At 69.2% G+C, this 22,877-nt stretch carries 20 protein-coding genes; 10 read left to right on the top strand and 10 right to left on the bottom strand.

Annotated elements, in window-relative coordinates; all coding sequences use genetic code 11:
* Positions 1-17: 17 nt before the first annotated feature.
* From B5Y19_RS02705 to ribA, 3 genes are all read right to left on the bottom strand, one after another.
* A complete protein-coding gene (locus tag B5Y19_RS02705) occupies positions 18-1,544 on the bottom strand; it encodes an MFS transporter (protein WP_079591050.1) in 1,527 nt (508 codons plus the stop codon).
* Between the two features lie 126 nt (positions 1,545-1,670).
* Complete coding sequence (locus tag B5Y19_RS02700; RefSeq protein WP_079591049.1) at positions 1,671-4,016, bottom strand: glycosyltransferase family protein; 2,346 nt, start codon at positions 4,014-4,016, stop codon at positions 1,671-1,673.
* Positions 4,017-4,047: 31 nt separating this feature from the next.
* Entirely contained in the window at positions 4,048-5,175 is a 1,128-nt protein-coding gene (gene ribA / locus B5Y19_RS02695; protein ID WP_055729434.1) for a GTP cyclohydrolase II RibA, read from the bottom strand.
* Between the two features lie 240 nt (positions 5,176-5,415).
* On the opposite strand from ribA, the gene B5Y19_RS02690 reads away from it, so the two are divergent.
* Positions 5,416-5,979, top strand: coding sequence for a cytochrome b (locus B5Y19_RS02690; RefSeq protein WP_055729435.1), 564 nt, complete (start codon positions 5,416-5,418; stop codon positions 5,977-5,979).
* A gap of 6 nt (positions 5,980-5,985) precedes the next feature.
* On the opposite strand, the gene B5Y19_RS02685 is transcribed toward B5Y19_RS02690, so the two are convergent.
* From B5Y19_RS02685 to B5Y19_RS02670, 4 genes are read right to left on the bottom strand one after another with little or no spacing between them, the layout of a single operon-like run.
* A complete protein-coding gene (locus tag B5Y19_RS02685; protein WP_055729436.1) occupies positions 5,986-6,825 on the bottom strand; it encodes a class I SAM-dependent methyltransferase in 840 nt (279 codons plus the stop codon).
* On the bottom strand, positions 6,825-7,889 hold the full coding sequence (locus B5Y19_RS02680) for a glycosyltransferase family 4 protein (protein ID WP_055729437.1): 1,065 nt from the start codon (positions 7,887-7,889) through the stop codon (positions 6,825-6,827). Before B5Y19_RS02680 ends, B5Y19_RS02685 begins: the two co-directional genes overlap by 1 nt.
* The gene (locus B5Y19_RS02675; RefSeq protein WP_055729438.1) at positions 7,886-8,287 is read right to left on the bottom strand and encodes a 6-pyruvoyl trahydropterin synthase family protein; all 402 of its coding nucleotides are present in this window, start codon (positions 8,285-8,287) and stop codon (positions 7,886-7,888) included. Before B5Y19_RS02675 ends, B5Y19_RS02680 begins: the two co-directional genes overlap by 4 nt.
* Positions 8,288-8,320: 33 nt before the next feature.
* Positions 8,321-9,340 carry a zinc-dependent alcohol dehydrogenase gene (locus B5Y19_RS02670; protein WP_079591048.1) on the bottom strand — a complete coding sequence of 340 codons (1,020 nt, stop codon included), beginning with the start codon at positions 9,338-9,340 and terminating at the stop codon, positions 8,321-8,323.
* Positions 9,341-9,392: 52 nt separating this feature from the next.
* Between B5Y19_RS02670 and mdoH the strand changes: the two genes are divergently transcribed.
* From mdoH to B5Y19_RS02640, 6 genes are all read left to right on the top strand, one after another.
* Entirely contained in the window at positions 9,393-11,207 is a 1,815-nt protein-coding gene (mdoH, locus tag B5Y19_RS02665; protein ID WP_139384228.1) for a glucans biosynthesis glucosyltransferase MdoH, read from the top strand.
* Positions 11,204-11,962, top strand: a complete 759-nt coding sequence (locus B5Y19_RS02660; protein ID WP_055729440.1) for an FkbM family methyltransferase — start codon at positions 11,204-11,206, stop codon at positions 11,960-11,962. Before mdoH ends, B5Y19_RS02660 begins: the two co-directional genes overlap by 4 nt.
* A gap of 16 nt (positions 11,963-11,978) precedes the next feature.
* Positions 11,979-12,959: a hypothetical protein gene (locus B5Y19_RS02655; protein WP_055729441.1), complete on the top strand. Its 981-nt coding sequence runs from the start codon at positions 11,979-11,981 to the stop codon at positions 12,957-12,959.
* A 190-nt stretch (positions 12,960-13,149) separates the two neighbouring features.
* Positions 13,150-13,929 carry a 2-oxo-tetronate isomerase gene (gene otnI / locus B5Y19_RS02650; RefSeq protein ID WP_055729442.1) on the top strand — a complete coding sequence of 260 codons (780 nt, stop codon included), beginning with the start codon at positions 13,150-13,152 and terminating at the stop codon, positions 13,927-13,929.
* Positions 13,929-14,933 (top strand): glucokinase, encoded by a 1,005-nt coding sequence (locus tag B5Y19_RS02645; protein WP_055729443.1) that lies wholly within the window; start codon positions 13,929-13,931, stop codon positions 14,931-14,933. Before otnI ends, B5Y19_RS02645 begins: the two co-directional genes overlap by 1 nt.
* 34 nt (positions 14,934-14,967) lie before the next feature.
* Positions 14,968-16,014: an acyltransferase family protein gene (locus B5Y19_RS02640; protein ID WP_055729444.1), complete on the top strand. Its 1,047-nt coding sequence runs from the start codon at positions 14,968-14,970 to the stop codon at positions 16,012-16,014.
* Positions 16,015-16,148: 134 nt separating this feature from the next.
* On the opposite strand, the gene B5Y19_RS02635 is transcribed toward B5Y19_RS02640, so the two are convergent.
* Positions 16,149-16,502 (bottom strand): hypothetical protein, encoded by a 354-nt coding sequence (locus B5Y19_RS02635; RefSeq protein ID WP_244555453.1) that lies wholly within the window; start codon positions 16,500-16,502, stop codon positions 16,149-16,151.
* A 122-nt stretch (positions 16,503-16,624) separates the two neighbouring features.
* Between B5Y19_RS02635 and B5Y19_RS02630 the strand changes: the two genes are divergently transcribed.
* Positions 16,625-18,430 carry an ATP-binding cassette domain-containing protein gene (locus B5Y19_RS02630; RefSeq protein WP_055729446.1) on the top strand — a complete coding sequence of 602 codons (1,806 nt, stop codon included), beginning with the start codon at positions 16,625-16,627 and terminating at the stop codon, positions 18,428-18,430.
* 206 nt (positions 18,431-18,636) lie between these two features.
* Positions 18,637-19,383 carry an SDR family oxidoreductase gene (locus B5Y19_RS02625; protein ID WP_055729447.1) on the top strand — a complete coding sequence of 249 codons (747 nt, stop codon included), beginning with the start codon at positions 18,637-18,639 and terminating at the stop codon, positions 19,381-19,383.
* Between the two features lie 35 nt (positions 19,384-19,418).
* On the opposite strand, the gene B5Y19_RS02620 is transcribed toward B5Y19_RS02625, so the two are convergent.
* Entirely contained in the window at positions 19,419-20,312 is an 894-nt protein-coding gene (locus B5Y19_RS02620; protein ID WP_055729448.1) for a metallophosphoesterase family protein, read from the bottom strand.
* Positions 20,313-20,644: 332 nt separating this feature from the next.
* Between B5Y19_RS02620 and B5Y19_RS02615 the strand changes: the two genes are divergently transcribed.
* Entirely contained in the window at positions 20,645-21,154 is a 510-nt protein-coding gene (locus tag B5Y19_RS02615) for an NUDIX domain-containing protein (protein ID WP_079591047.1), read from the top strand.
* Between the two features lie 21 nt (positions 21,155-21,175).
* On the opposite strand, the gene B5Y19_RS02610 is transcribed toward B5Y19_RS02615, so the two are convergent.
* On the bottom strand, positions 21,176-22,699 hold the full coding sequence (locus tag B5Y19_RS02610; protein ID WP_079591046.1) for an argininosuccinate lyase: 1,524 nt from the start codon (positions 22,697-22,699) through the stop codon (positions 21,176-21,178).
* Positions 22,700-22,877: the final 178 nt, after the last annotated feature.

The following is a 22,877-nucleotide window of genomic DNA, read 5'->3' as shown; positions in this document are numbered from 1 at the left end:
CGCTGCCGTGGCGCGGCTCAGTGCGCTTCGCCCGTCCGGGCGTCGCGCAGCGTCGTCAGCGTGACGGCGATACAGAACAGCATGCCGACGATCGACAGGATCGCGGCGGCGCGGAAGCCGAGCATGAAGGCTTCGCTCGCCCGTGCCAGCATCGGCCCGGCCTGATCGGGCGCGAGCTCCGTCGCGAAGGCCAGCGCGCCGCCGAGCGTGGAACGGGCCGGGGCGAGCGCCTCGGCGCTGATTCCGGGCACCGCGACATCCGCCATGCGACTGCGATAGAGCGCGGCGCCCAGGCTGCCGAGCACGGCGACGCCGAGCGCGCCGCCGAGTTCGGCTGACGTTTCCGACATGGCCGAGGCCGCGCCGGTGCGCTCGGGCGGGGCGGAGCCGACGACGATGCCGGTCGTCAGCGTGATCACCGGCGTGAAGCCGATGGAGAAGAACACCGAGGCGGCGACGACCTGCACGAGGCTTGGCGCGAAGACGAGCCAGGCGAAGCCGAGCGCCGATATCACCATGCCGCCCGCCATCAGCGTCGCGGGCCTGTAGCGGCCGACGAGGGCCGGCGTCACGAAGGAGGCGAGCGTGAAGGCGATCGCCGAGGGCAGAGACCAGAGCCCGGCCTGCAACGGCGTGAGCCCGGCGACCAGCTGGAAGTACTGCGCCAGGAAGATGAAGCTGCCGAACATGAAGAGGATGCCGGCGAGGTTGATCGCGAGCGCCGCGCGGAAGGCCGGGATGCGGAACATGGCGAGGTCGACCATCGGGTCGGCGAGCCGCGCCTGACGCCGCAGGAAGACGAGGACGAAGCCGAGCCCGACCAGGATCGCGGCGGCGGCCTGCCAGTCGAAGCCATCGGCGGCCCAGTGCTTGATGCCGTAGATCAGCGCGAGCACCGAGGCGAGGGAGAGCAGCGCGCTCAGGAGATCGATGCGGCCGGCCTCGGGCGCGCGGTATTCCGGCAGCAGGATCGGGCCGATGACGAGCAGCAGCAGCATCGGCGGCACGGCGATAAGGAAGGCAGAACCCCACCAGAAATACTCGATCAGGAAACCGCCGACGACCGGGCCGAAGATGGCGCCGACCGAGAAGCTGGCGATCCACATCGAGATCGCGAAGGTGCGCTCCTTCTCGTCGGTGAACATCACCGTGATCAGCGACAAGGTGGAGGGGGCGAGCGTCGCCCCGGCGATGCCGAGCACGGCGCGCATGGCGATCAGCATCTCGGCGCTGTCGGAGAAGGTCGCGACGGTCGAGGCGACGCCGAAGAAGGCGGCGCCGATCATCAGCAGCCGGCGACGGCCGATGCGATCGCCGAGCGTGCCCATGGTCATCAGGAAGCCCGCGACCATGAAACCGTAGATGTCGATGATCCAGAGCAGCTGGCTCGCGCTCGGCTTGAGGTCGCGCGTCAGCGTCGGCACCGCGAGGTTCAGCACGGTGAGATCCATCGAGTAGATCATGCAGGGCAGGGCGATCGCGAGCAGGCCGAGCCACTCGCGGCGCGTCGCCTTCCTCACGCCCTGTGCGGGTACCGCCGTCATGATTTGCTCGCAGTCCTTGGTGTCCGGGCCGGGCCTTTGCCATGGCAGTGCGGCCGAATCTGGCAGGAGCGGGCAATCCGGCCCTCCGCCCTGCCGGCCCGACCGTTATCCCTGCGGCGCTGCCATTCAGCCGCGCAGCCGCGCGACGATGTCCGCGTACAGCCCTTCGAGCGGGCGGAAGACGAAGCGCACGGTCGACTTGCCCGGTGGGACGACGACAGCGCGGAATAGGACATTGGCGCGCAGCAGTTCGGCCGGCCTGTCGTCGATCTCGACCTGCCACCAATGGTGCCAGACATCGTTGAGGACGAGATAGCCGCCGCGCGGTGCGTCGACAGCGAGCGTCACCGTCGTCGTGCCGTAGTCGCGGATCGTCGCCATCCCCTGGCCGATCGCGCCGGTGGGGAGCGGTGGCGGTTCGCGGTCGAGCAGCACCGTCCGGCGCGGATCGAAGCCGGGTGGCCATTGGCCGCTCGACAGGATGGCGCCGAAATCGGCCTTTTGCGCCTCGGTGACGAGCAGGAGGCGCGGCAGGGCACGCGGATTCTCGTAGACATAGGCATCGCGGGTCCGGGCGATCTGCTTGAGGTCGCCGGGCTTCAGCCCTTTGTCGATCTGCTCGACCGGCACGCCGGTCGCGATGAAGCGCAGGCCGAGCATGTCGGCGAGCAGGGAGCGGTAGCCCGGCATCAGGGCTGAGAAACTCCGCTGGTCGGGCAGGGCGACGTGGTCTCCGGCGCCGGTCGCCTTGCTGTAGAGGCCGAGCCGGAGCGGATTGTAGCCCAGGGTGTTGTCGAGCTCGTGGACGAGGCTGGCGTTCGGCCAGTGGAAGTCGATCGCCGCCAGCTCGATGCGGTCGCGCCGGTCGGGAGCCGCCGTGCGGGCGGTCTCGCGCTTGAGCAGCGCGATGGTTTCGTTGCCGCTGTCCTTGCGCAGCACCTCGTACATCTGCGGCGGCAGGGCGGTGGATTCGCTCGGGCCGTTGTTAACCGAGAGGTCCATGACGAGCGTCGCCGCAACGACGAAAGTGGCTGCGAGCGCGGCATCGCGCCGGGCCAGGCCGCGGGCGGCGACCAGGCCGCCCAGCGAGACGATGGCGCAGAGCACCGCGACGACGAGCGGCGTGGTGGCGACGGGGATGCGCCCGACCGTCCAGGCGAGCCACAGGGCGAGCGCGAGCGCGCCCGCGAAGATCAGCCCTTCCAGGGCGAGCTGCCAAGGCCGCGCGCGCGGCGCCGCACCGGTCATGACCAGATGGGTCAGGTAGCCGCCGAGCAGGGCCAGAAGGGCGCCGAGGATGAAGAGCGCATCGGCCGGGCGGCGATAGAAGCTGACGCCGGGAAGCTCGAACAGCAGCCGGAAGGCCGGGGTGTAGCGGCCGAGCGCATAGAGCAGCACGATGAGCGCCGCGACGCTGAGCGCGACGATCTCGCGCCGCCAGAGCGCGCCGCGGATGATGCCGATGGTGAGGATCAGTCCCATCGGCACCAGGCCGAGATAAAGCTGGCTCATATTGCGGGCGAGATAGAGCCCGAGCGGACCGAAGCGGGCTTCCCAGGCCGGGCTCGGCGCGCCCCAGAAATCCGCGAGCGGCCCGGCGGCGCCATAGAGATTGGCGATCAGACCGGTCAGCAGGGCGGCCGGGTGCAGGGAGCCCTTGCCGGCCTCGACGAAGTCGATCGCGGGGCGGTTCGATTCCTGCGCGATGAAGGCCGTCAGCAGAATCGGAACGGTGGCGACGAGAATGGCGCCGAGCGTGCCCGCCAGCAGCGGCGGCAGGCTGGTGCGGAAGGCGCGCCACGGGCTGCTGGCCATCAGGATGGCCGCGATCACCAGCCCGGCGAGGACATAGACGCCGATCAGCGCGACCTGGTCGCGCCCCAGCACCATGAAGCCGGAGGCGAGCCCGGCGGCGAAGCCGTAGCCGAGCGAGCCCCGCTCAAGCGCGCGGGAGAGCAGGAAGAGGGTGACCGCGAAATAGCCGAGGCTCAGCACCTGCCCGACATGCTGGATGCGCCAGGCGGCGGCCGCGCCGAAGGCGAAGGCGAGGGCCGCGACGACCGCGCCGGCCGGATGCCAGCCGCGGTCCCGGAAGATCAGGACGAACGACAGCGCGCCGAGGAGAAGCGTGCCGAGCACGGCGCCGTCGCTCCAGCGGAAGTCGGGCGCGGGGTTCAGTGCCGCGATCAGCGCGAAGGAGGGCGAGAAGATCAGCGATTGCGGATCGGCCACCTGCGGCGAGCCGGAGAAGACGTAAGGCGTCCAGAAGGGCGAGAGGCCGCGATGCCAGCTATCGGCGAGGAACTGCAGCTGGGGATGGAAATGGGCCTTCGCGTCCCAGGGGATGGTGACGGCGCCCGAGAGCCAGGGCCAGGACAAGGCGAGCCAGGACAGGCAGACGATGCCGACCACGCTGGCGAGCGGCCAGCGTGGCTGTCGAGCGTCGGAGGTGGTGTTCCCGGGCACGGGCATCAGCCTGGCCTGATCGTGGTCGCCGGGGCGCTCAATCCGTCGGAGCCGCGCGCGCCATCAGCGCGTCCATGTCGATGAAATGGCCGGCACGGTCGCGCTTGGAGGCGAGATAACGGACATTGTGCGCGTTGGGGCGGCCGAGCACGCGCTGGCTCGCGGCGACCTCGAGCCCCGCGGCCTCGATCGCGCCGATCTTCTGAGGGTTGTTGGTCAGGGCGACCACGCTGGAAACGCCGAGCTGCTTCAGCATCGTCGCGGCGAAGTCGAAATGGCGCTGGTCGAGGTCGAAGCCGAGCACCTCGTCGGCGTCATAGGTGTCCCAGCCCTGGCTCTGCAGCTTGTAGGCGCGCATCTTGTTGGAGATGCCGTTGCCGCGGCCCTCCTGGTCCAGATAGAGCAGGACCCCGCCGCCATTCTCGGCCATCCATTGCACCGTCTCGCGCAGCTGGTCGCCGCAATCACATTTCAGCGAGCCGAAGAGATCGCCGGTGAGGCAGGCGGAATGCAGCCGCACGGGCACTGCCGAATCCAGATTCGGCTTGCCGACCACGATCGCGACCTGGTCGCGCAGGCCTTCGCCGCCGCGGAAGACGACGAATTCGGTCTCCGGCGCCCCTTCGAGCGGTACCGGCGCACGACCGACGATCCTGAGCGAGGCCGCCTGCTCGGCGCGATAGCCGTTGATAGCTTCGATCGCGACCTCGACCAGCGGCTCGCCGGCGATGTCCGCTTCGGCGACCGGGATGACAATGACGGCCGGCAGGACGAGCGACAGGCGGGCGAGCTCCAGCGCGGCCTCGTCGACGGCGGAGGCCGGTGCGGTCGGCGCGTCCATCCGCGCGTCGATCTTCAGCGCGAGCGTCTCGATACGGCCGAGATCGATCGCGGGCAGGGCGAAGATGCCGCTTTCGGCGCGGCCCTTGGCACCCAGGCGGCGCAGGCGCGCCGCGCTGAGGACGAGGTGGCCGCCGCCGCGCGCGAGCGCGTCCAGGCCGCGCACCAGCGCCTCGTCGGCTAGCTCGGCCGAGAGCGTGAGCGCGAGCCGGTCCGCGTCCCGCAGCAGCACCGGACGGCCGGCGCGGAACTCGGCGATCGCGCGGTCCACCTTCACGAGAGAAGTTTCGAGGGAGCGGCCGAAGAGCGTACGCGACTCAGGCATCGGGAAGTCCGTCAGATTGGGCCGGCGAGCGGCCGAGGAGCATCAGAGGCACCATCGAGGATCGATATAGGGCGTCTTGGCCCGCCCTTCCAGCAACGTTCCCGACGCGGCACGGTTCCGCGCCGCAAGGGACATGCGGAAGCGGGGCGTCGGGAACCCGGCCGGGGCTGCACCGTATAGGCTGTAGCGCTTGAACGTGAGATGAATGCCTTCCCCAGCGGCAGGATGAGGAGGCCGGCCATGCCGAAGGAGATGCCGCCAGCCGCGGTCTACAGCCCGGTCGCCCGCACGCTGCACTGGATCACGGTCGTCGCGGTCTTCGTCATGATCCCCGTCGGCCTCACCATGAGCTATCGCGGCAATGTCCTGAACCTGTGGGACGGGCTGACCAACGGCCTCTACAGCGCGCACAAGCTCACCGGTTTCCTGTTGCTGTGGCTGACGGCAGGGCGGCTGATCTACCGCCTGCTGCACGGCGCCCCGCCGGACGAGCCGACGCTGGAGCGATGGCAGAAGGTCGTCTCGCATCTCGTTCACTGGCTGCTCTACGGGCTTCTGCTCGTCGTGCCGTTCCTGGGCTGGACCGGCGTCTCGCTGTTCCCGGCCCTGACGATCTTCGACCTGTTCGATCTGCCGGCCTTGGCCAAGCCCGACGAGGAGGCGGCGAAGCGCGTGCTCGGCATCCACGGCAAGCTTGCGCTGACCTTCGGCGCGCTCGTCGCCCTGCACATCGCGGCGGCGCTGTATCACCGGTTCGTCCGCAAGGATGGGGTCCTGCGCCGGATGTGGCCGGGGGCCGGCTAGGCGGCTTCAGACGGGGCGCGCCCAGAGATCCTGATGGCCGATCCGGGCCGATCGTGCGCTCCGGCGGGCCGAGAGCCAGTCGCTCAATTCCGCCGGGTCGAGGCGCCCGGTCTCGCGCACCGCATCGGCGATGCCCTCCGCCAGCGCCGCACGCAGTGCGGCCCGGTCATCGTCGATCAGCCAGCTGCTGTCGCCGGTCGAGACTGCGAACCCGGTCTTGCGGAACGCCTCGGCCATGACCTCGCAGGCATCGGGACCGGCGGCTGGGCCGAAACCCTTGTCGCCGCGCTGATGGTCGGCAAAGGCCGCCTGCGTGCCGGCATCGGCTGGGTGCGGCGGCTGCCAGTCCTCGCGGCCGTCATAGGTCAGGACCGCGTAGAGCGGCAGGCGCTGGCTCGCGAGCGCCGCGACGAAACGTTCGATCCAGCGCCGCGACGTCAGGTCGAAGAGCGCGGCGGCCGTGACGAGATCGGGCTGCCAGCCCAGCACCCATTCGAGGTCCCGGTCGAGATCGACCCGGCGCGCATCGACGGTGATCAGCTTCTCGTCCTTGGTGAGGACGAGCTCCTCGCCCTGCTCGCGCGCCTCGTCCGCCCATTCGGCGAGGCGGGCGCGGGCATGGTCGAGCAGCGCGGGATCGTGATCGATCAGGGTCCAATGCTGGCGGTCGGGCAGTGCAGCGTAGGAACCGCGCAGATTGGAGCCGCCACCGCAGCCGAGATCCACCACGGACAGCGACGGCCTGCCGGAAAAATGCGCGCCGACCGCGGCGAGCACCTGCGGATTGCGCGCCGCGTGATCCGCGGGCTCGCGCAAGGCGAGCCATTCGGGAGAGAAACCAGCCATTACCCCACCTCTCGGCTGCCGTCGCCCAGGCAGGCCCGCGCGACGATGCGCGCGGTGTCCTGCCAGCGCGGCAGGGCGCCGGCTGCCGCCCATGCGGCGTCGGCCCGCTGCCGGCGGTCGGCCGGCGCATCAATCAGCCTGGCGAGGGCCTTGGCAAGTGCCATGGTGTCGCCGGGCGGCACCTTGAGGGCGGCGGCATCGGGCAGGGCCGCGGCCCCGGCCCCGCTCAGCGTCGTGACGATGGGCAGGCCGCGCGCCAGCGCTTCCGTCAGCACCATGCCGTAGCCTTCGTAGAGCGATGGCATGACGAAGATATCGGCCCCGTCATAGAGCCGCCATAGCGCGCCCGAGTCCACGCTGCCCACAGGCGAGATCCGATCCGCCAACCCGGCCCTGGCGATCCGGTCGTGCAGGAGTGCGACGGTGCGGGGGGCATAATCGGGCGAACCGGCGATCGTCATGGTCCATGGCCGATCCCGGATGGCCGCGAGTGCCTCGACGAGGACGTCGTAGCCCTTCCGGGGGATGATCGAGCCGACGGCAAGCAGGCGCACCGTGGCGCCGATGCTTGCCCGCGTCGCGCGGATCGCCGGTTCGGTGCCCGGAACGGCAACGGTGATGGCGTCGCGCCGAACGGCATAGTTTTCCGCGAGCAGGTCGCGCGTGGCCGGGCCGGTCACGACGACGGCCCGTGCATGGCCGAGGGCCGCTCTTTCGTTGTGGCGCAGGAAGGCAGCCTCGTCCGGGGCGAGGCCGGTCTCCAGCGCCAGCGGATGATGGACGAGCGCGACGAGGCGGTCGGCGAAGCGTGCGGCGAGCGCTTCGGGGAAGGCGCCGAAGGCGAGGCCGTCGATCAGCAGCACCTCGTCGGAAGCGGTTTCTGCCAGGAGGCGTTCGGTCGTCGCCAGGTCCTCCGCCGTCGGAAAGGGGAAGGACCCGGGCAGCGCGAGATGGCGTGCCTCGGTGCCCGTCTCGCGCCATTCCCGCAGCAGCTGGCGGTCATAGCCATAGCCGCCGGTCGGGGCATCGATATCGCCGGGAATGGCGAAGACGATACCGCTCACGCCAGCGCGCCCTCATAGCTGGCGCGGGCGAGGTCGGTCTCGTGCAATGTCACGCGGATCTTCGCGAGCCCGGTGCCATCGGCACCCAGCGCGCCGGATTTCGCGGCGGCGGCCATCGCGTCGAAGATGTGCTTGCACAGGAATTCGGTGGTGGTCAGCACGCCGGCGAATTGCGGCAGGGCATCGAGATTCTGGTAGTTCAGCGGCTTCAGGGTCCGCGACAGCACGTCGAGCGCGGCGCCGATGTCGACGACGACGTTCTGGCGGTTCAGCGTTTCGCGGAAGAAGGCGACATCGACGACGAAGGTCGCGCCGTGCATGGCCTGCGCCGGGCCGAAGAAGGGATCGGGCAGGGAATGGCCGATCATGATGCGGTCACGGACTTCGACGGAAAACATGCGATCTCCCGGTTGGCGCGAGGGGCGGCGCCGTCATGGCCGCGTTTCATAGCAAATCGCTGCAGTCAGGCCAGCAGCGCCGGCGGCGAGCAGCTCGGGGACGCGCCGGTCAGCGTCGCGGAAGGCGATCTCGTCGGTGATCAGGGCGTCGAGACGGTCGTCGGCGAGAAGCGCCATGGCGGCCAGCGCGCGGCGCGCATGGTCCCAGCGCACCCGGCGCGAGCCGGCGATCATGCCGACCTGCGAGGAGATGAGCTGGAGGCGACGTGCGTGGAAGGCGCCGCCAAGCGGGGCCGGGACCGCACCCTCGCCATACCAGCTCAATTCGACGATCCGGGCCTCGGTGCCGGCCGCGGCGACGGCCGTCGCGAGGCCGGCGGCGGTGGCGCTCGCATGGAAGACGAGATCGGCATCCCGCGGTGCCGCGTCAGGCGTGGCGAAGGCGAAGCCGAGCGCCGTCGCCAGGGCGGCGCGGCCGGGCTCGATATCGACGAGCGTCACCTCGCTGCCCGGCAGGCGCGCGGCGAGCCAGGCGACGAGCAGCCCGAGGACGCCGCCTCCGACCACGACGATCCGGTCGGCCGGGCCGGAACCGGCGTCCCAATGCGCGTTCAGGGCGGTTTCCATGTTGGCGGCCAGGATCGCCCGCCGGGCCGGCACGGCGTCCGGCACCGGCGTCAGGCTGCGAAGCGGCACGATGAAACGGTCCTGATGCGGGTGGAGGCAGAAGACGATGCGTCCCAGCATCTCCGGCGGGCCGGCGTCGACGCGGCCGACGGCGCAGTAGCCGTATTTCACCGGGAACGGAAACTGGCCTTCCTGGAACGGCGCGCGCATGCGCTCATGTTCGGAAGCCGGTACGCGCCCTTCGAAGACCAGCCGCTCCGTGCCGCGGCTGAGGCCGCTCCACAGTGTCGTGACCAGGCAGTCGTCCCCGGCCGGCACCGGCAGCGGAACCTCATTCAGGCTGCATTCACGGGGAGCGGCATACCAAAGAGCAAGAGCCTTTGCCCTTGCGTCAACGGTCGTTGCAGGCTTTAGCTCCCGCGCCATCGTGTCCGATCCCGTTCGTCCGAGCCTGTCTGCCTCCATGACAGAAACCGCCATGAACCAGCGCCCCGCTCCGACCACGTTCCGGCCGGCGGCGCAAGAGGGAGCACCGATCGGCTTCACTCCGGCCGGGCTGCAGAACGAAGCCGGCCTGCGGCGTCGGCGTCTCTTCGTTCTCGCGCTCAACCTCGCGACGCTCGCCCTGCTGCTGGGCGGGCTCGCCCATGTGCTCGGGGCCGGGGGCTGGAGCGCGGCGGATGTGGCGATCTTCGTCGCCTTTCTCTTCGGCGCGCCCTGGACCGTGCTGGGTTTCTGGAACGCCGTGATCGGGCTCTGGTTGCTGCATGGTCGCCGGGAGGGGCTGAAGCAGGTCGCGCCCTTCGCCCTGGCCGGCGAGCGGGCGACGCCGCTCGTCCTGCGCACCGCCGTGCTGATGACGCTCCGGAACGAGGATCCGGAGCGTGCCTTCCGCCGGCTCAGGGTGGTGAAGGATAGCCTCGACGTAACCGGGGAGGGCGTCTGGTTCGACTATTTCGTCCTGTCCGACACCAGCGATCCCGTCGTGGCGGCGGCGGAAGAGGCCCTGGCCGAGCGCTGGGCTCGCGAAATCGGCGAGCCGGCGCGCCTGACCTATCGACGCCGCAGCGACAATGCCGGCTTCAAGGCCGGCAATCTCCGCGATTTCTGCGAGCGCTGGGGCGAGCGCTACGAGTTGATGCTGCCGCTCGACGCCGACAGCGTGATGGCGGGCGAGACGATCCTGGGCATGGCCCGGATGATGCAGGCGCATCCGCGGCTCGGCATCCTGCAAAGCCTCGTCGTCGGCATGCCCAGCCGCTCGGCCTTCGCCCGCATCTTCCAGTTCGGCATGCGCCACGGCATGCGCCCCTACACGATGGGCTCGGCCTGGTGGGGCGGCGATTGCGGCCCGTTCTGGGGCCACAATGCGCTGGTGCGGATCGCGCCGTTCCGCGACTGCTGTCACCTTCCTGTCCTGCCTGGCAAACCCCCGCTGGGCGGGGCGGTGATGAGCCATGACCAGGTCGAGGCGACGCTGATGCGCCGCGCCGGCTACGAGGTGCGCGTGCTGCCGGTCGAGGGTGGGAGCTGGGAGGAAAATCCGCCGACCATGCTCGATTTCGCCAAGCGCGACCTGCGCTGGTGCCTCGGCAACCTGCAATATCTCAAGTTGCTCGACCTGCCCGATCTCAAGCCGATGAGCCGCTTCCAGCTCGTCTGGGCGATCCTGATGTTCCTCGGCCTGCCGGCCTGGACACTGATGATCGCGCTGCTGCCGCTCGAGGTTGTCGAGGCCCGGGCGATCGCGGACTATCCGACGGTGGCTGCAGCGTGCCTCTATTTGCTGTTCCTGGCGATGTATCTCTCGCCCAAGCTCGCCGGCTTCGCCGACATCCTCCTGACGCGCGGCGGCGTCAGGCGCTATGGCGGGGCGGGGCGTTTCCTGCTCTCGGCCGCGATCGAGGTGCTGTTCGCCTTCCTGCAAGGCGCAGTCTCGAGTTTCCGCACCACCTTGTTCATGGTCGGCCTGCTGTTCGGGAAGGCGCGGATCGGCTGGAACGGCCAGGCGCGCGACGCCCATGCCCTGTCCTTCGCCACTGCCTTTGCGGGTTTGTGGCCGCATTTCCTGTTCGGGAGCTATCTGTTCACCGCGCTCGGCATGCTGGCGCCGGCGGTGCTGCTCTGGTCGCTGCCCTTGACGGCGGGCTACGTGCTGGCGATTCCTTTCGCGATGCTGACGGCCTGGCCGGCCGCGGGCGCCTGGCTCGTCCGTCACGGGCTGTGCGGCATTCCAGAGGATTTCGACATGCCGCCGGTGCTGGCCGCCATCCGCGACGGGGAGAGGGCATGAACGCCATCGCCTATCCGAAGGGAACGGTGAAGGCGCTTTCGCGCTCCTTGCGCATCTATCACGGCGACAAGCAGCGCAACGCGGCGATGGACCGGCTCTACGGCGCCTTCCTCGCACCGGGCGATCTCGCCTTCGACATCGGAGCCCATGTCGGCGACCGGGTCACGTCCTTCCGGCGCCTCGGCGCGCGCGTTGTCGCGCTGGAGCCGCAGCCGGGGCCGGCCCGCATCATCCGCCTGATCCACCGGCGCGATCCGCTGGTGACGCTGATCGAGGCGGCCTGCGGCGACCATGAGGGATCGATCGCACTCAGGATCAACAGCGCCAACCCCACGGTCTCGACGGCGTCGGCCGCCTTCATCGGGGCGGCGGCCGGGGCCGCCGGCTGGGAGGGGCAGGTCTGGGACCATGAGATCATCGTGCCCTGCACCACGCTCGACCGGCTGATCATGCGCCATGGCTTGCCCAAGCTGCTGAAGATCGACGTCGAAGGCTTCGAGGCGCATGTGCTGGCCGGGCTGACCCGGGCGGTGCCGGTGATCTCCTTCGAGTTCACCACGATCCAGCGCGAGGTTGCGGAAGCCTGCCTCGCCGTGCTGGAGACGCTCGGCCCCTACCGCTTCAACGTCGCGATCGGAGAGAGCCAGAGGCTCGAGCTCGCCGCGCCGGCGAGCGCCGAGGCGATGGGCGATTATCTGCGCGGGTTGCCTCACGACGCCAACTCGGGCGATGTCTACGCCATCCTCCAGAGCTGAACGAGACCGAAGCCTCATGATGTTTCCGCGCCTGCGCGCCGCCGCCTTCGTCGCCTTCCTCTCCTGCCTCGCCGGTCCGGCGCTGGCCGCCGGCGACCTTGCCGTCGAGGTGAAGAACGAGTCCGAGCCCGTGCTCTGCGCCGAGAAGGACAACGTCACGATCAAGGCGATCTCGCCGGAGGTGCGGCGCTTCCAGATCGAGGCGGCGCACCCGGCCTATATCGCCGGGCTCGTGCGCGACAACTGGGACGCGGACTGGGCCAATTGCGACATGAAGGGCGACCCGTCCTTCGCGGCGCCGACGCCGCCGCGCCGCATCACCTTCTGGGAAACGACCGAATACTGGCTGGTCGGCTACACCTTCCCGACCTTCTGGCGCCCGGCCGACACGACCTTCCGCGTCGGCGACCGGGTCGAGAAGGGCCTGCATCTCGTCCAGCTCTGGAAGCTCGGCAAGGACAAGTCCTACGAGGTGCTCGTCGTCTATCCGCAGGACGGCTACTGGCGCGCCCGGCCGATGCCGCCGCAGCATCTCGGCTTCTCCTCCTATGGTTCCTCCTTCCTGTTCGGGCCGATCGAACAGGACGGCCGCCCGGTGGTGAATATCAAGGAGATCGACTTCGATCCGAAGACGCTGACCTTCAAGCTGAACTTCAAGGACGGCTCGGCGGGCAGCCTGAGGCTCGACAGCGTCGACGAGAACCGGATGGTGCTCGATGCGGTGCTCGACAAGCCGGTCACGGGCGGCAAGGCCTTCGTCGCGCTGCGCTCGATGTACGTCACCGAATTCAACAACGACGTCGCCCGCATCGCCGTGCGCGAGCCTGGCGCCAAGGGCTGGCGCGAGGAGAAGCTGATGCCGTTCCAGGGCGGCAATGCGACCGACATCTGGATGGGCCGCACCACCCATTCGCGCCACAACACCTCTTCGCCCGACATGGTGTTCCGGCATTTCTCGGCCGACCCGAATCCGCCGCCGAAGCCGGAGAAGAAGTAGCGCTAGGCGTCGTTGCGGGCGCGGCGAGGCAGCCCAGCCCCTCTGGATCGCCTCGTCGCTTTGCTCCTCGCCATGGTCGGGAGGGCTCCGCCCGGGAACGCATCCCCTCCGTGTCGCGTTTGGCCATGACGCGGCCAGACTGGCGCGCTAGCTTGCCGCGACCGCTACCGCTTAGCCTGCAGAGATCTTCATGCCGCGTTTTGCCGCCAATCTTTCGATGATGTTCACCGAATGGGATTTCCTCGACCGCTTCAAGGCGGCTGCGGAGGCCGGTTTCGAGGCGGTCGAGTTCCTGTTCCCCTATGAACACCACCCCGAGCAGATCGGGCTCGCGCTGACCGGCGGGGAGCTGACGCAGGCGCTGTTCAACCTGCCGCCGGGCGATTTCGCCAAGGGCGAGCGCGGCATCGCCGCCCTCGCCGGGCGCGAGGACGAGTTCAAGGCCTCGGTCGACAAGGCGCTCGCCTATGTCCACGAGACCGGCGTCAAGCGCCTGCACATGATGGCCGGGCTCGCCGATCCGAACGATCCGGCCGCGCAGAAGACCTATCGCGCCTCGCTGGCCTATGCCGCCGATCGGCTGGGCGAGCAGGGCATCGACCTCCTGCTCGAGCCGATCAACGGCAAGGACATGCCGGGCTATTTCCTCAACGATTTCGACCAGGCCGCTGCCTATGTCCGCGAATCCGGCCGGCCGAATGTCCGGCTGCAATTCGACATGTATCATTGCGAGCTGATCCATGGCGACGTCTCGGCACGGCTCGAGGTGCTCTATCCGCTCGTCGGCCATGTCCAGATCGCGCGTGCCGCCGGCCGCCATGAACCGGACGCCTCGGGGCCGGACTATCCGAAGCTCTTCGCCGAGCTCGACGCACTGGGCTATGACGGCTTCGTCGGCTGCGAGTACCGGCCGGAGCGCGGCACGCTCGAAGGCCTCGGCTGGTTCGCGCCCTGGCGGAAGCCGCTCTGATGCGCCCGCCGTCGATATCCTATCCGGTGCTGGTCGCCGATATCGGCGGCACGAATTGCCGCCTCTCGCTGGTGCCCGAGCCGGACAGCCCGCACCGGCCGCTGGCACGGATCGGCACGGGCAGCTACCCGACGGCGGAAGCCGCGTTCTCCGAGGTGCTGGCCGGGGTGGAGGAGAAACCGCGCTCGGCCGTGCTCGCCGTGGCCGGTCCGCTCGACGGCCGGCAGGCGCAGCTGACAAATGCCGTCTGGAATCTCGACGGGCCGCGGATCGCGGGCGCGCTCGGCCTGGGGCAGGGCCTGCTGGTCAATGATTTCGAGGCCCTGGCGGCTTCGCTCGCCGTGCTGGGTCCGGCGGATCTCGTCACGCTGGTGGAAGGTCAGCCGGAACCGGAGGGCGTGCGCCTGGTGCTCGGTCCCGGCACCGGCTTCGGCGCGGCGGCGCTGTTGACGCGCGGCGAACGCGGCATGCTGATCCCGACCGAGGCAGGCCATATCGGCATCGGCCCCGAGCACCAGACCGAGGAGCGGATCTGGCCGCTGCTGGCCGAGGGCATTCCGCGGCTGACCGTCGAGCACCTTCTCAGTGGCGACGGCCTGGTGCGCCTGCACAAGGCGGTGGCGCGGGCTTCCGGCATGCTCGAGGCGGAGGTCAGCGCGGCCGATGTCTCCCGGCTCGCCCATGACGGCGATCCGGCGGCGCTGATGGCGGTGGTCTGCTTCTGGCGCCTGCTGGCCCGGGTTGCTGGCGATCTCGCCCTCACCTTCAAGGCGACGGGCGGCGTCTTCATCGCCGGCGGCATCGCGCCGCATCTTCTGCCGCTCGCGGACAGGGCCGCGGTTCGCACGGCCTTTGCCGGCAAGCCGCCGATGGAAGCACTGGCCGGGCGCTTCGCGCTGCATGTGATCAAGAGCACCGACGCGGCCGAGCAGGGGCTGACCGCGATCGCCGCCAATCTCCACCGTTTCGGGCTCGACGACCCGAAGCGGCTATGGTTTGGCTGAGCGACGTCCCGCTCACTGCTTCCCACAGGTACGCGTGCAGCCCATCCATTCGATCCAGGTCCTGCGCGCGCTCGCAGCCTTCATGGTCGCGGTCCACCACGTCCAGCCGGACGCTGCGGTGCTGGCCGAGCGGGCGGGCATCGCCTTCGTCCGTAGCGACGTGCTGCCCTGGATGGCCGGCGTCGACATCTTCTTCGTCGTCTCCGGCTTCATCATGGTCCACGCCTCGCAGGACCTGTTCGGCCGGCAAGGCGCTCCGGCGATCTTCCTGAAGCGCCGGCTCGCCCGCATCGTGCCGCTCTACTGGGCGACGACGACGCTGTTCCTGCTGGTCGGCCTCGCCGTTCCGGCGACGCTCAATTCCAGCGCGCCGAATCCGGCGCAGATTCTCGGCTCCTACCTGTTCTGGCCGGTGGTCTCGACGCAGGGCTTCGTCCAACCGGTCTATTCGCTGGGCTGGACGCTGAACTACGAGATGCTGTTCTACCTGCTCTTCGCCGCCGGACTGCTGCTGCCGAAACGCTGGACGCTGCCCGCCGTCGCGCTGCTGCTGGCCGTGCTGGTCGGGGCGGAGAGCCTGAACGGCCCGCTCGCACTGCCCTTCGGATTCTGGGGGCAGCCGATCGTGCTCGAATTCGCCGCCGGCATGGGCATCGCCGTCCTCAGGCAGAAGGGCCTTCGCCTGCATGGCCTGTTGCGCATCGCGGTCGCGGCGGCCGGCGTCGCGGTGCTGCTTGCGGCGGCGGATCAGCCTGGCACCGAAGGCTCATGGAATAGCGTGCTCTGGCGGGGCGGGGCGGCGGTGCTGCTGATGCTCGCCGCCGGCTGCGGCCGCGAGGGCATTGTGCCGGCCGCTCCGGTCAAGGCGCTCGCGGCGGTTGGTGACGCCTCCTACGCGCTCTACCTCGTCCACCCCTTCGTGATCCGGGGGATGCGCGAGGCCGCGCTGCGGATCGGACTCTATGCCCCGCTGCCCTACATGGTGCTGGCGCTGGCCGGCTCCGTCGTCGCGGCGCTGCTGCTCTACCGATTCTTCGAGAAGCCGGCGACGCGGCTCGTGCGCCGCTGGCTTAGAGGTTGACCCTGCGTCGTGCTCGCCCCTGTGGCGAGCATCCACGTCTCGAACACGACCTTGGACCAGTGAAGACGTGGATGGTCGGGGCAAGCCCGACCATGACGGAAAGGGCAGCGCGCGACGTCGGCAGCACCGCGACCTCAGCTCAGCTTCATGCCCTTCAGCGACTGGCCGACCACGCCGCCGTCCTTGCGGCGCTGCGCCCGCTTGGACTTGATCGTCGCGACATGCTCGGGCTGCGGGTAATAGCCGCGCTCCATGATCTCGAGGGAATATTCCTCATAGGTCAGGCCAAGCGCCGAAGCCTTCTCCTCGCGCCGCAGCGCGATCTCGCGCGGCTTCTTCCAGGCCTTGCGATGGGCGAAGCGCCAGTCAAAATAGCGGCCGATATTGCCGGATCCCGTGGCCGCGCGGCGCTTGCGCTCCTTCAGCGGCGGGCCGCCATTATGGCCGATTCCGATGGGGCGCTCGCCGGGCATTGCTCTGGGACTCATCAGGCCGTCTCGCCGATCACGATAAGGGGCGAAATCCCTCTGGCAAGCGCCGTGCCACCGCCTGCAGACGTGACAGGGCGGCTGCGGCGGTCTATCCCGCAGGCCGACCAACAGGATGGACCATGGCCCCCTTGCTGCATCTGCGCGATGTCGCGCTCACCTTCGGCGGACAGCCCTTGCTCGAAGCTGCCGAGATCGCGGTCTCGGCCGGCGAGCGCGTCTGTCTCGTCGGGCGCAACGGCTCGGGCAAGTCGACCCTGCTCAAGATCGCGGCCGGCCTCGTCGAGCCCGATCATGCCGAGCGCTTCGTCCAGCCGGGTTCCACGATCCGCTACCTGCCGCAAGAGCCGGACTTCACCGGTTTCGCCACGTCGCTCGCCTATGTCGAGGCGGGGCTGGGGCCAGGCGACGACGCCTATCGTGCGCAGTATCTTCTGACCGAGCTCGGCCTGACAGGGCAGGAGAACCCGGCCTCGATGTCGGGCGGGGAGGGGCGCCGCGCCGCGCTGGCGCGGGTTCTGGCGCCGGAGCCCGACATCCTGCTGCTCGACGAGCCGACCAACCATCTCGATCTGCCGGTCATCGAGTGGCTGGAACAGGAGCTGAAGTCGCTGCGCTCGGCTATGGTGCTGATCAGCCACGACAGGCGCTTCCTGACGTCGCTGTCGCGCGCGACGATCTGGCTCGATCGCGGCGTGACGCGCCGGATGGAGAAGGGTTTTGGCGACTTCGAGGCCTGGCGCGACGAGGTGCTGGCGCAGGAAGAGCTGGAGCGCCACAAGCTGGACCGCAAGATCGCGCGCGAGGAGGACTGGCTGCGCTACGGCGTCAGCGCCCGGCGCACCCGCAACCAGCGCCGGCTCGGCGAGCTTCACGCTTTGCGCGACCAGCGCCGCAACGCCCGCGCCGCGCAGGGCAATGTCCGGCTCGAGGTTTCCGAAGCGCAGACCTCCGGCAAGCTCGTCATCGAGGCCATCGACGTCGCCAAGGCCTATGGCGACAACGTCATCGTCAAGAACCTGTCGCTGCGGGTGGCGCGTGGCGACCGGATCGGCATCGTCGGGCCGAACGGCGCCGGCAAGACCACGCTGATCAACCTGCTGACCGGGGCGCTTGCGCCTGACAGCGGCAAGGTGAAGCTCGGCACCGCGCTGGAGATGGTGACGCTCGACCAGCGCCGCGAAAGCCTCGATCCGGAAACGCCGCTCGGCGACGTCCTGACCGGGGGCGGCTCCGACCAGGTGATGGTCGGCGGGCAGCCGCGCCATGTCGTCTCCTACATGAAGGACTTCCTGTTCCAGCCGATCCAGCGCGGCACGCCGGTCGGCGCCCTCTCGGGCGGTGAGCGCGGGCGCCTGATGCTGGCCCGCGCCCTGGCGAAGCCCTCGAACCTGCTCGTGCTGGACGAGCCGACCAACGATCTCGACCTCGAGACGCTCGACCTGCTGCAGGAACTGCTGGCCGACTATCAGGGCACGGTTCTGCTGGTCAGCCATGACCGCGACTTCATCGACCGGGTCGTCTCCTCCGTCTTGATCTCGGATGGCGACGGGGTCTGGACCGAGTTCGCCGGCGGCTATTCCGACATGCTGGCGCAGCGCGGCCGCGGTGTCGGCGCCAAGGCGCGGCCGGTCGAGAAGGCGCCCGTGGCGGCGCCGAAGCCCGCGAGCGCCCCGGCGGCATCCGCATCGAAGCGCAAGCTCTCCTTCAACGAGAAGCATGCGCTCGAAACCCTGCCCAAGAAGATCGAGGCTCTGCAGGTCGAGGCTGCCAAGCTCAATGCCGCGGTGGCCGGCGATCTCTATACGCGCGATCCAAAACTCTTCGCCAAGGCGACGACGCGGCTCGATGAGGTGACGCGCGAGATCGGCGAGGCCGAGGAGCGCTGGCTGGAGCTGGAGATGCTGCGCGAGGAGATCGGGGCGTGAACCGCCGGCGTCATGCTCGGGCTTGACCCGAGCATCTCGGAAGTCCGCGCCCTTGTTTCGGCAAGAGATTCTCGGGTCTGCGCTTCGCGCTGCCCGAGAATGACGTCGAGCCATCCAATTTTCATATCCGCCTGCGCGCAAAAGCGCATTTACGGCCGCGCGCGATCGCTCCAAACATCGCGCAACCGCAAAGCATGAGGACAAGCATGAGACTGAAGGGCAAGACGGCGCTGGTGACTGGCGCGGCGCAGGGATTCGGCTTCGGCATTGCCGAGACCTTCGTGCGCGAAGGCGCTCGCGTCGCGGTGCTGGACATCAATGGCGACAAGGCCAAGGAGGCCGCCAAGGCGATCGGCCGCAAGGCCTTCGCGGTGACCTGCGACGTCGGCAAGGCGAAGAGCGTCGACAAGGCGGTCGAGAAGATCATCGCCAAGTTCGGGCGGCTCGACATCGTCGTGAACAATGCCGGCACCACCCATCGCAACAAGCCGATGACCGAGGTGACCGAGGAGGAGTTCGACCGGATCTTCGCGGTCAACGTGAAGTCGATCTACTTGATGGCGCGGGCGACCGTGCCGCATTTCCGCGAGCATGGCGGCGGCGTGATCCTGAACATCGGCTCGACGGCGGGCCTGCGGCCGCGCCCGGGCCTGACCTGGTACAACGGTTCCAAAGGCGCTGCGAACCTGATCTCGCAGTCGATGGCGGTGGAGCTCGCGCCCGACAAGATCCGCGTCAACGCGATCGCGCCGGTCGCCGGCGAGACGCCGCTGCTCGCGACCTTCATGGGCGAGGATACGCCCGAGCGGCGCAAGGCCTTCACCTCGACGATTCCGTGGGGCCGCTTCTCGACACCGCAGGACATCGCCAATGCGGCGCTGTTCCTCTGCTCCGACGAGGCCGACATGGTGACGGGCTCGGTGCTGGCCGTCGACGGCGGTCGCTGCGTCTAAGCCAGCGCATACGGCCTGGGCTTGCCCCAGGCCGTTCAGACGCGCTCGCCCAGGAGCGCGATTTCCTGGCGGCGGATCACCGTGCCGTCAGGCTCGAAGCCGCGCTGCTCCAGCGTGATCCGCGGGGTGGCCGCATCGCCTTCGATGCGGAACAGGTGCCAGGTGCCGAGCTCGCCATGCCCGAGCGGGCCGAGCGAGGCCGAGGGCACGCCGACGATCGGCACGTCATGGCCGGGGCCGGGGCGCCAGGCCAGCGAGAAGCTGTGATTATGGCCGTGGAGGACGAGGTCGGCGCCCTTGCGCTTCAGCATGGCCTCGAAGGCGGCGGCGTCGACCAGCTCGCGGCCGCGCTTGGCGCCGCCGACATAGGGCGGGTGGTGGATCAGCACGATGCGGATGAGGCCTTCGTCGCGGGCGCGGTCGAGCAGCGTCTCGATCCGGCCCATCTGCTCGCTGCCGACGCGGCCCGTGGCCATCAGCGGCAGGGTCGGCACGCCGCTGTTGACGCCGATCAGCGCCACCGGCCCGCGGCGGCGATACCAGGGATAGCCGGCGCGGCCCTCGTCCCCGGCGATCCAGGGGGCGAGCAATCCGGCCAGGGGTTTCAGCGAGGAGCGGGCATAGGCATCGTGATTGCCCGGCACGAAGCTGACCGTGTCGCGCGACCCGAGCGTGTCCAGGAAGGCGATGGCGGTCTTGAACTCGTCCGGCAGGCCGATATGGGCGACATCGCCGGTGCAGGCGATATGGTCCGGCCGCTGCGCATGGATATCGGCGACGATGCGCGCCAGGATCTCCATGTCATGGGCGTGCCGGCGCTTGCGGCGCCAGTTGACATAGCCGGTCGCACGCTTGCCGAAGAGCTGATGCAGCGAGAACCCGGCGAGCGGGCCGAGATGCGGGTCGGACAGATGCGCGAGCTTGAACACGCTCCAGCGCTTGCCCTCGCGAGAGGGCAGCCGTCAAGCGCGCCGATGGCGCGCCTGGGTAGCGGATGTGTTCAGGAGCTCAGTTGGCAGCGCCGGTCAGCTCGGACACGATACGCGAATCGGTCAGCGTGACGGCGGGCTTCCAGACATAGGCCGGCTTGGCCCTCAGGCGGGCGATGATGAAAGAGAGCAGCATGTTGATCGGTCCCAGCGGGTACGGCTGTTGTATGCGCTCTATTTGGGGTGCGTTTGTGATGGAGCAAGCGACTTGGTTGACGGTCCGTCATGCGCTTTTTGCATAGACAATTAACCTGGCCTTGAGAGTCCTTCAGATGCAATCCCAGAGCCGACCCGAGACTCCCGGCCATGAGGAAGGCCGCCCCTTCGGCCAGCGATTGCTCGGTGGGCTGCTGCATCTCTATTTCCGGCTGGTGCGCGGCCTGACCTTCGGCGTTCGCGCCGCGGTGCTAAACGAGCGCAACGAGGTCTTCCTCGTCCGCCACGGCTATATTCCCGGCTGGTACCTGCCGGGCGGCGGCGTCGAGGTCGGCGAGACGATGTGGGACGCCCTGGAACGCGAGCTGGCGGAGGAGGGCAATATCGCGATCAAGGGCCCTGCGATCCTGCACGGCATCTTCTTCAACGGCCGGATCTCGCGTCGCGACCATGTCGCGGTCTTCGTCATCCGCTCCTTCGTCGTGGAGGGCGTGAGGCAGCCGGATCGCGAGATCGCCGAAACCGGCTTCTTCCCCTTGGACCGCCTGCCCGAGGGAACGACGCCGGCGACGCGGCGCAGGCTCGACGAGATCATCGCCGGGAAGCCCGCCGCCGCGGAGTGGTGACGTCCGCGACGGCCTTGCGCCTCAGTTGGCGCCCTTCGCCAACTTGCCGAAATCGGCGTCGAGCTTCGCCAACGCTGCCGCGATCGCCCCGCGCCTGTCCTTGATCCAGCCATCCTGCTGGGCAAGGCGCTGGCGGGCCTCGGCGAGCATCCGGTCCATCTCGGCGGGCTGGGGGCCTCCGGCGGTGGCCCGGTTCCTGACGATCGCCACCGGATCCAGCGTCGCGCGGAACTCGGCCTCGCTCATCGGCAGCTCTGCCGCGGAGAGGCGCATCTCCGCAGCCGTCTTGCGATAGATCGCCTGCGCCTGCGCATAGGGGAAATCGGTCGGCCTGATGTCGTTGAGCTTGGCGTGGTCGACGATTTCCGATGCGAAATGGTGGCCGGCGCGGAAGGGAAGCCCATATTTGCGCATCAATACGTCGGCGAGCTCCTGCGATGCTGTCCAGTCGCTGTTGAGCTCCGCCAGGGCCCGCTCGGGGTCGATGACCAGCGCCTTCAGGATGCGGTCGAGCCCGTGCAGAGCCTTGCCCGCGCCCTCGATCATGGCGCCGTTGGCCTTGGCATCCTTGGCGTCGGGCATGCCAGGCGGGATGTTGTGCGCCCTGAAGACCGGCCCCATCGCCAGCGACAGCGCCGTCGAGGCATCCTCGCGCGTGCCGTTCAGCAGGCCGGGATTGCGCTTCTGTGGCATGGCGCTCGAGACATAGGTGTTGCCGCCGCCCTCGCGCAGCAGGATCCAGGGCCGCGACTGAGCGTATTGCGTCATCACGTCCTCGACAAAGCCGCCGACATGGAGCGCGATGCCGGTGACGATCCCGCCGGCTTCGACCGGCAGGTCGGCCGCGGCGATCTGCGAGGCGTCATAGGCATTGTCGACGAGGGCGGCGAAGCCGAGATAATCCGCCATGCGCCGGCGATCGAGGGGCGAGCTCGTGCCGTTGAGCACGGTCGTGCCCATGGGTGAGCGGTCGAGGCGGGCATAGATCTCGCGGATGCGCTGGGCGTCCCGGTCCAGGCCCGCGGCGAAGCCGAGGAGGTAGTGCCCGTAGCTGTTGGGCTGGGCGGCCACGCCGTTGGTGTAGTTGGGGACGACGGTCTCCTTATGCGTGGCGGCAAGCTCCACCAGTGTCCGCGTCGTCCGGTTGAGCTGGTCGGCGAGCGCCAGCAGGCGGTCGCGCATGATCGTGGCGCGGTAGGTCGCGTGCATGTCCTGGCTGGAACGGCCGGCATGGATCAGCGTGACCTCGACCCCGGCCTGCTCGATCATCAGCGGCTCGAAGGTGATCACGGTCGAGGGCCGCTTCGCGCCGGGCTGGTTGCCGGCCTCGATGACCTTGGCGATACCCTGCGCCAGCTTCGGCGCCAGCGCGCGGTCGAGCAGGCCCTGCTCGGCATTGATCACCGTGCTCGCCTTGTTGATCTCGCCGAGCCAGAAGAACTCGTCCCGGACCGGTTCCTTCGGCGGCGTCGGCTGCTGGGCATGGGCGGGCAGGGCGCCGATCGCCAAAGCGAGGGCGGCGGCCCGCAACGGGAGCTTGGACATCGGTTCCCTCCGTTTCGAAAGGCAGCGCCGCGTCCGGCGCCTCGGCGTCGCCCCGAGCGCGGGTTCTCCGGCGCTCCGGAACCGCGGAGTTGAGACCAATACACCGCCGGCGACAAGCATCGGTCGGCGCGACGGAAGACGGATGGACGGCGATCGGAAGCTCTGCTAGAGGCGCTGA

This window comes from Allobosea thiooxidans, from assembly GCF_900168195.1.
In the GTDB taxonomy this organism is placed as follows: Bacteria; Pseudomonadota; Alphaproteobacteria; order Rhizobiales; family Beijerinckiaceae; genus Allobosea; species Allobosea thiooxidans.
Note: the sequence above shows the minus strand (reverse complement) of the source record. Positions and strands in the feature narration are given on the sequence as shown.

Excerpts from the sequence above, each read along its gene's own strand:
- B5Y19_RS02655 (WP_055729441.1), top strand. The coding sequence starts at position 11,979 with ATGATGTTTCCGCGCCTGCGCGCCGCCGCCTTCGTCGCCTTCCTCTCC.
- mdoH (WP_139384228.1), top strand. The coding sequence starts at position 9,393 with ATGAACCAGCGCCCCGCTCCGACCACGTTCCGGCCGGCGGCGCAAGAG.
- B5Y19_RS02630 (WP_055729446.1), top strand. The coding sequence starts at position 16,625 with ATGGCCCCCTTGCTGCATCTGCGCGATGTCGCGCTCACCTTCGGCGGA.
- B5Y19_RS02615 (WP_079591047.1), top strand. The coding sequence starts at position 20,645 with ATGCAATCCCAGAGCCGACCCGAGACTCCCGGCCATGAGGAAGGCCGC.
- B5Y19_RS02635 (WP_244555453.1), bottom strand. The coding sequence starts at position 16,502 with ATGAGTCCCAGAGCAATGCCCGGCGAGCGCCCCATCGGAATCGGCCAT.
- B5Y19_RS02625 (WP_055729447.1), top strand. The coding sequence starts at position 18,637 with ATGAGACTGAAGGGCAAGACGGCGCTGGTGACTGGCGCGGCGCAGGGA.
- B5Y19_RS02660 (WP_055729440.1), top strand. The coding sequence starts at position 11,204 with ATGAACGCCATCGCCTATCCGAAGGGAACGGTGAAGGCGCTTTCGCGC.
- B5Y19_RS02675 (WP_055729438.1), bottom strand. The coding sequence starts at position 8,287 with ATGTTTTCCGTCGAAGTCCGTGACCGCATCATGATCGGCCATTCCCTG.
- B5Y19_RS02670 (WP_079591048.1), bottom strand. The coding sequence starts at position 9,340 with ATGGCGCGGGAGCTAAAGCCTGCAACGACCGTTGACGCAAGGGCAAAG.
- B5Y19_RS02610 (WP_079591046.1), bottom strand. The coding sequence starts at position 22,699 with ATGTCCAAGCTCCCGTTGCGGGCCGCCGCCCTCGCTTTGGCGATCGGC.
- ribA (WP_055729434.1), bottom strand. The coding sequence starts at position 5,175 with ATGCCTGAGTCGCGTACGCTCTTCGGCCGCTCCCTCGAAACTTCTCTC.
- B5Y19_RS02705 (WP_079591050.1), bottom strand. The coding sequence starts at position 1,544 with ATGACGGCGGTACCCGCACAGGGCGTGAGGAAGGCGACGCGCCGCGAG.
- otnI (WP_055729442.1), top strand. The coding sequence starts at position 13,150 with ATGCCGCGTTTTGCCGCCAATCTTTCGATGATGTTCACCGAATGGGAT.
- B5Y19_RS02685 (WP_055729436.1), bottom strand. The coding sequence starts at position 6,825 with ATGGCTGGTTTCTCTCCCGAATGGCTCGCCTTGCGCGAGCCCGCGGAT.
- B5Y19_RS02690 (WP_055729435.1), top strand. The coding sequence starts at position 5,416 with ATGCCGAAGGAGATGCCGCCAGCCGCGGTCTACAGCCCGGTCGCCCGC.
- B5Y19_RS02700 (WP_079591049.1), bottom strand. The coding sequence starts at position 4,016 with ATGCCCGTGCCCGGGAACACCACCTCCGACGCTCGACAGCCACGCTGG.
- B5Y19_RS02645 (WP_055729443.1), top strand. The coding sequence starts at position 13,929 with ATGCGCCCGCCGTCGATATCCTATCCGGTGCTGGTCGCCGATATCGGC.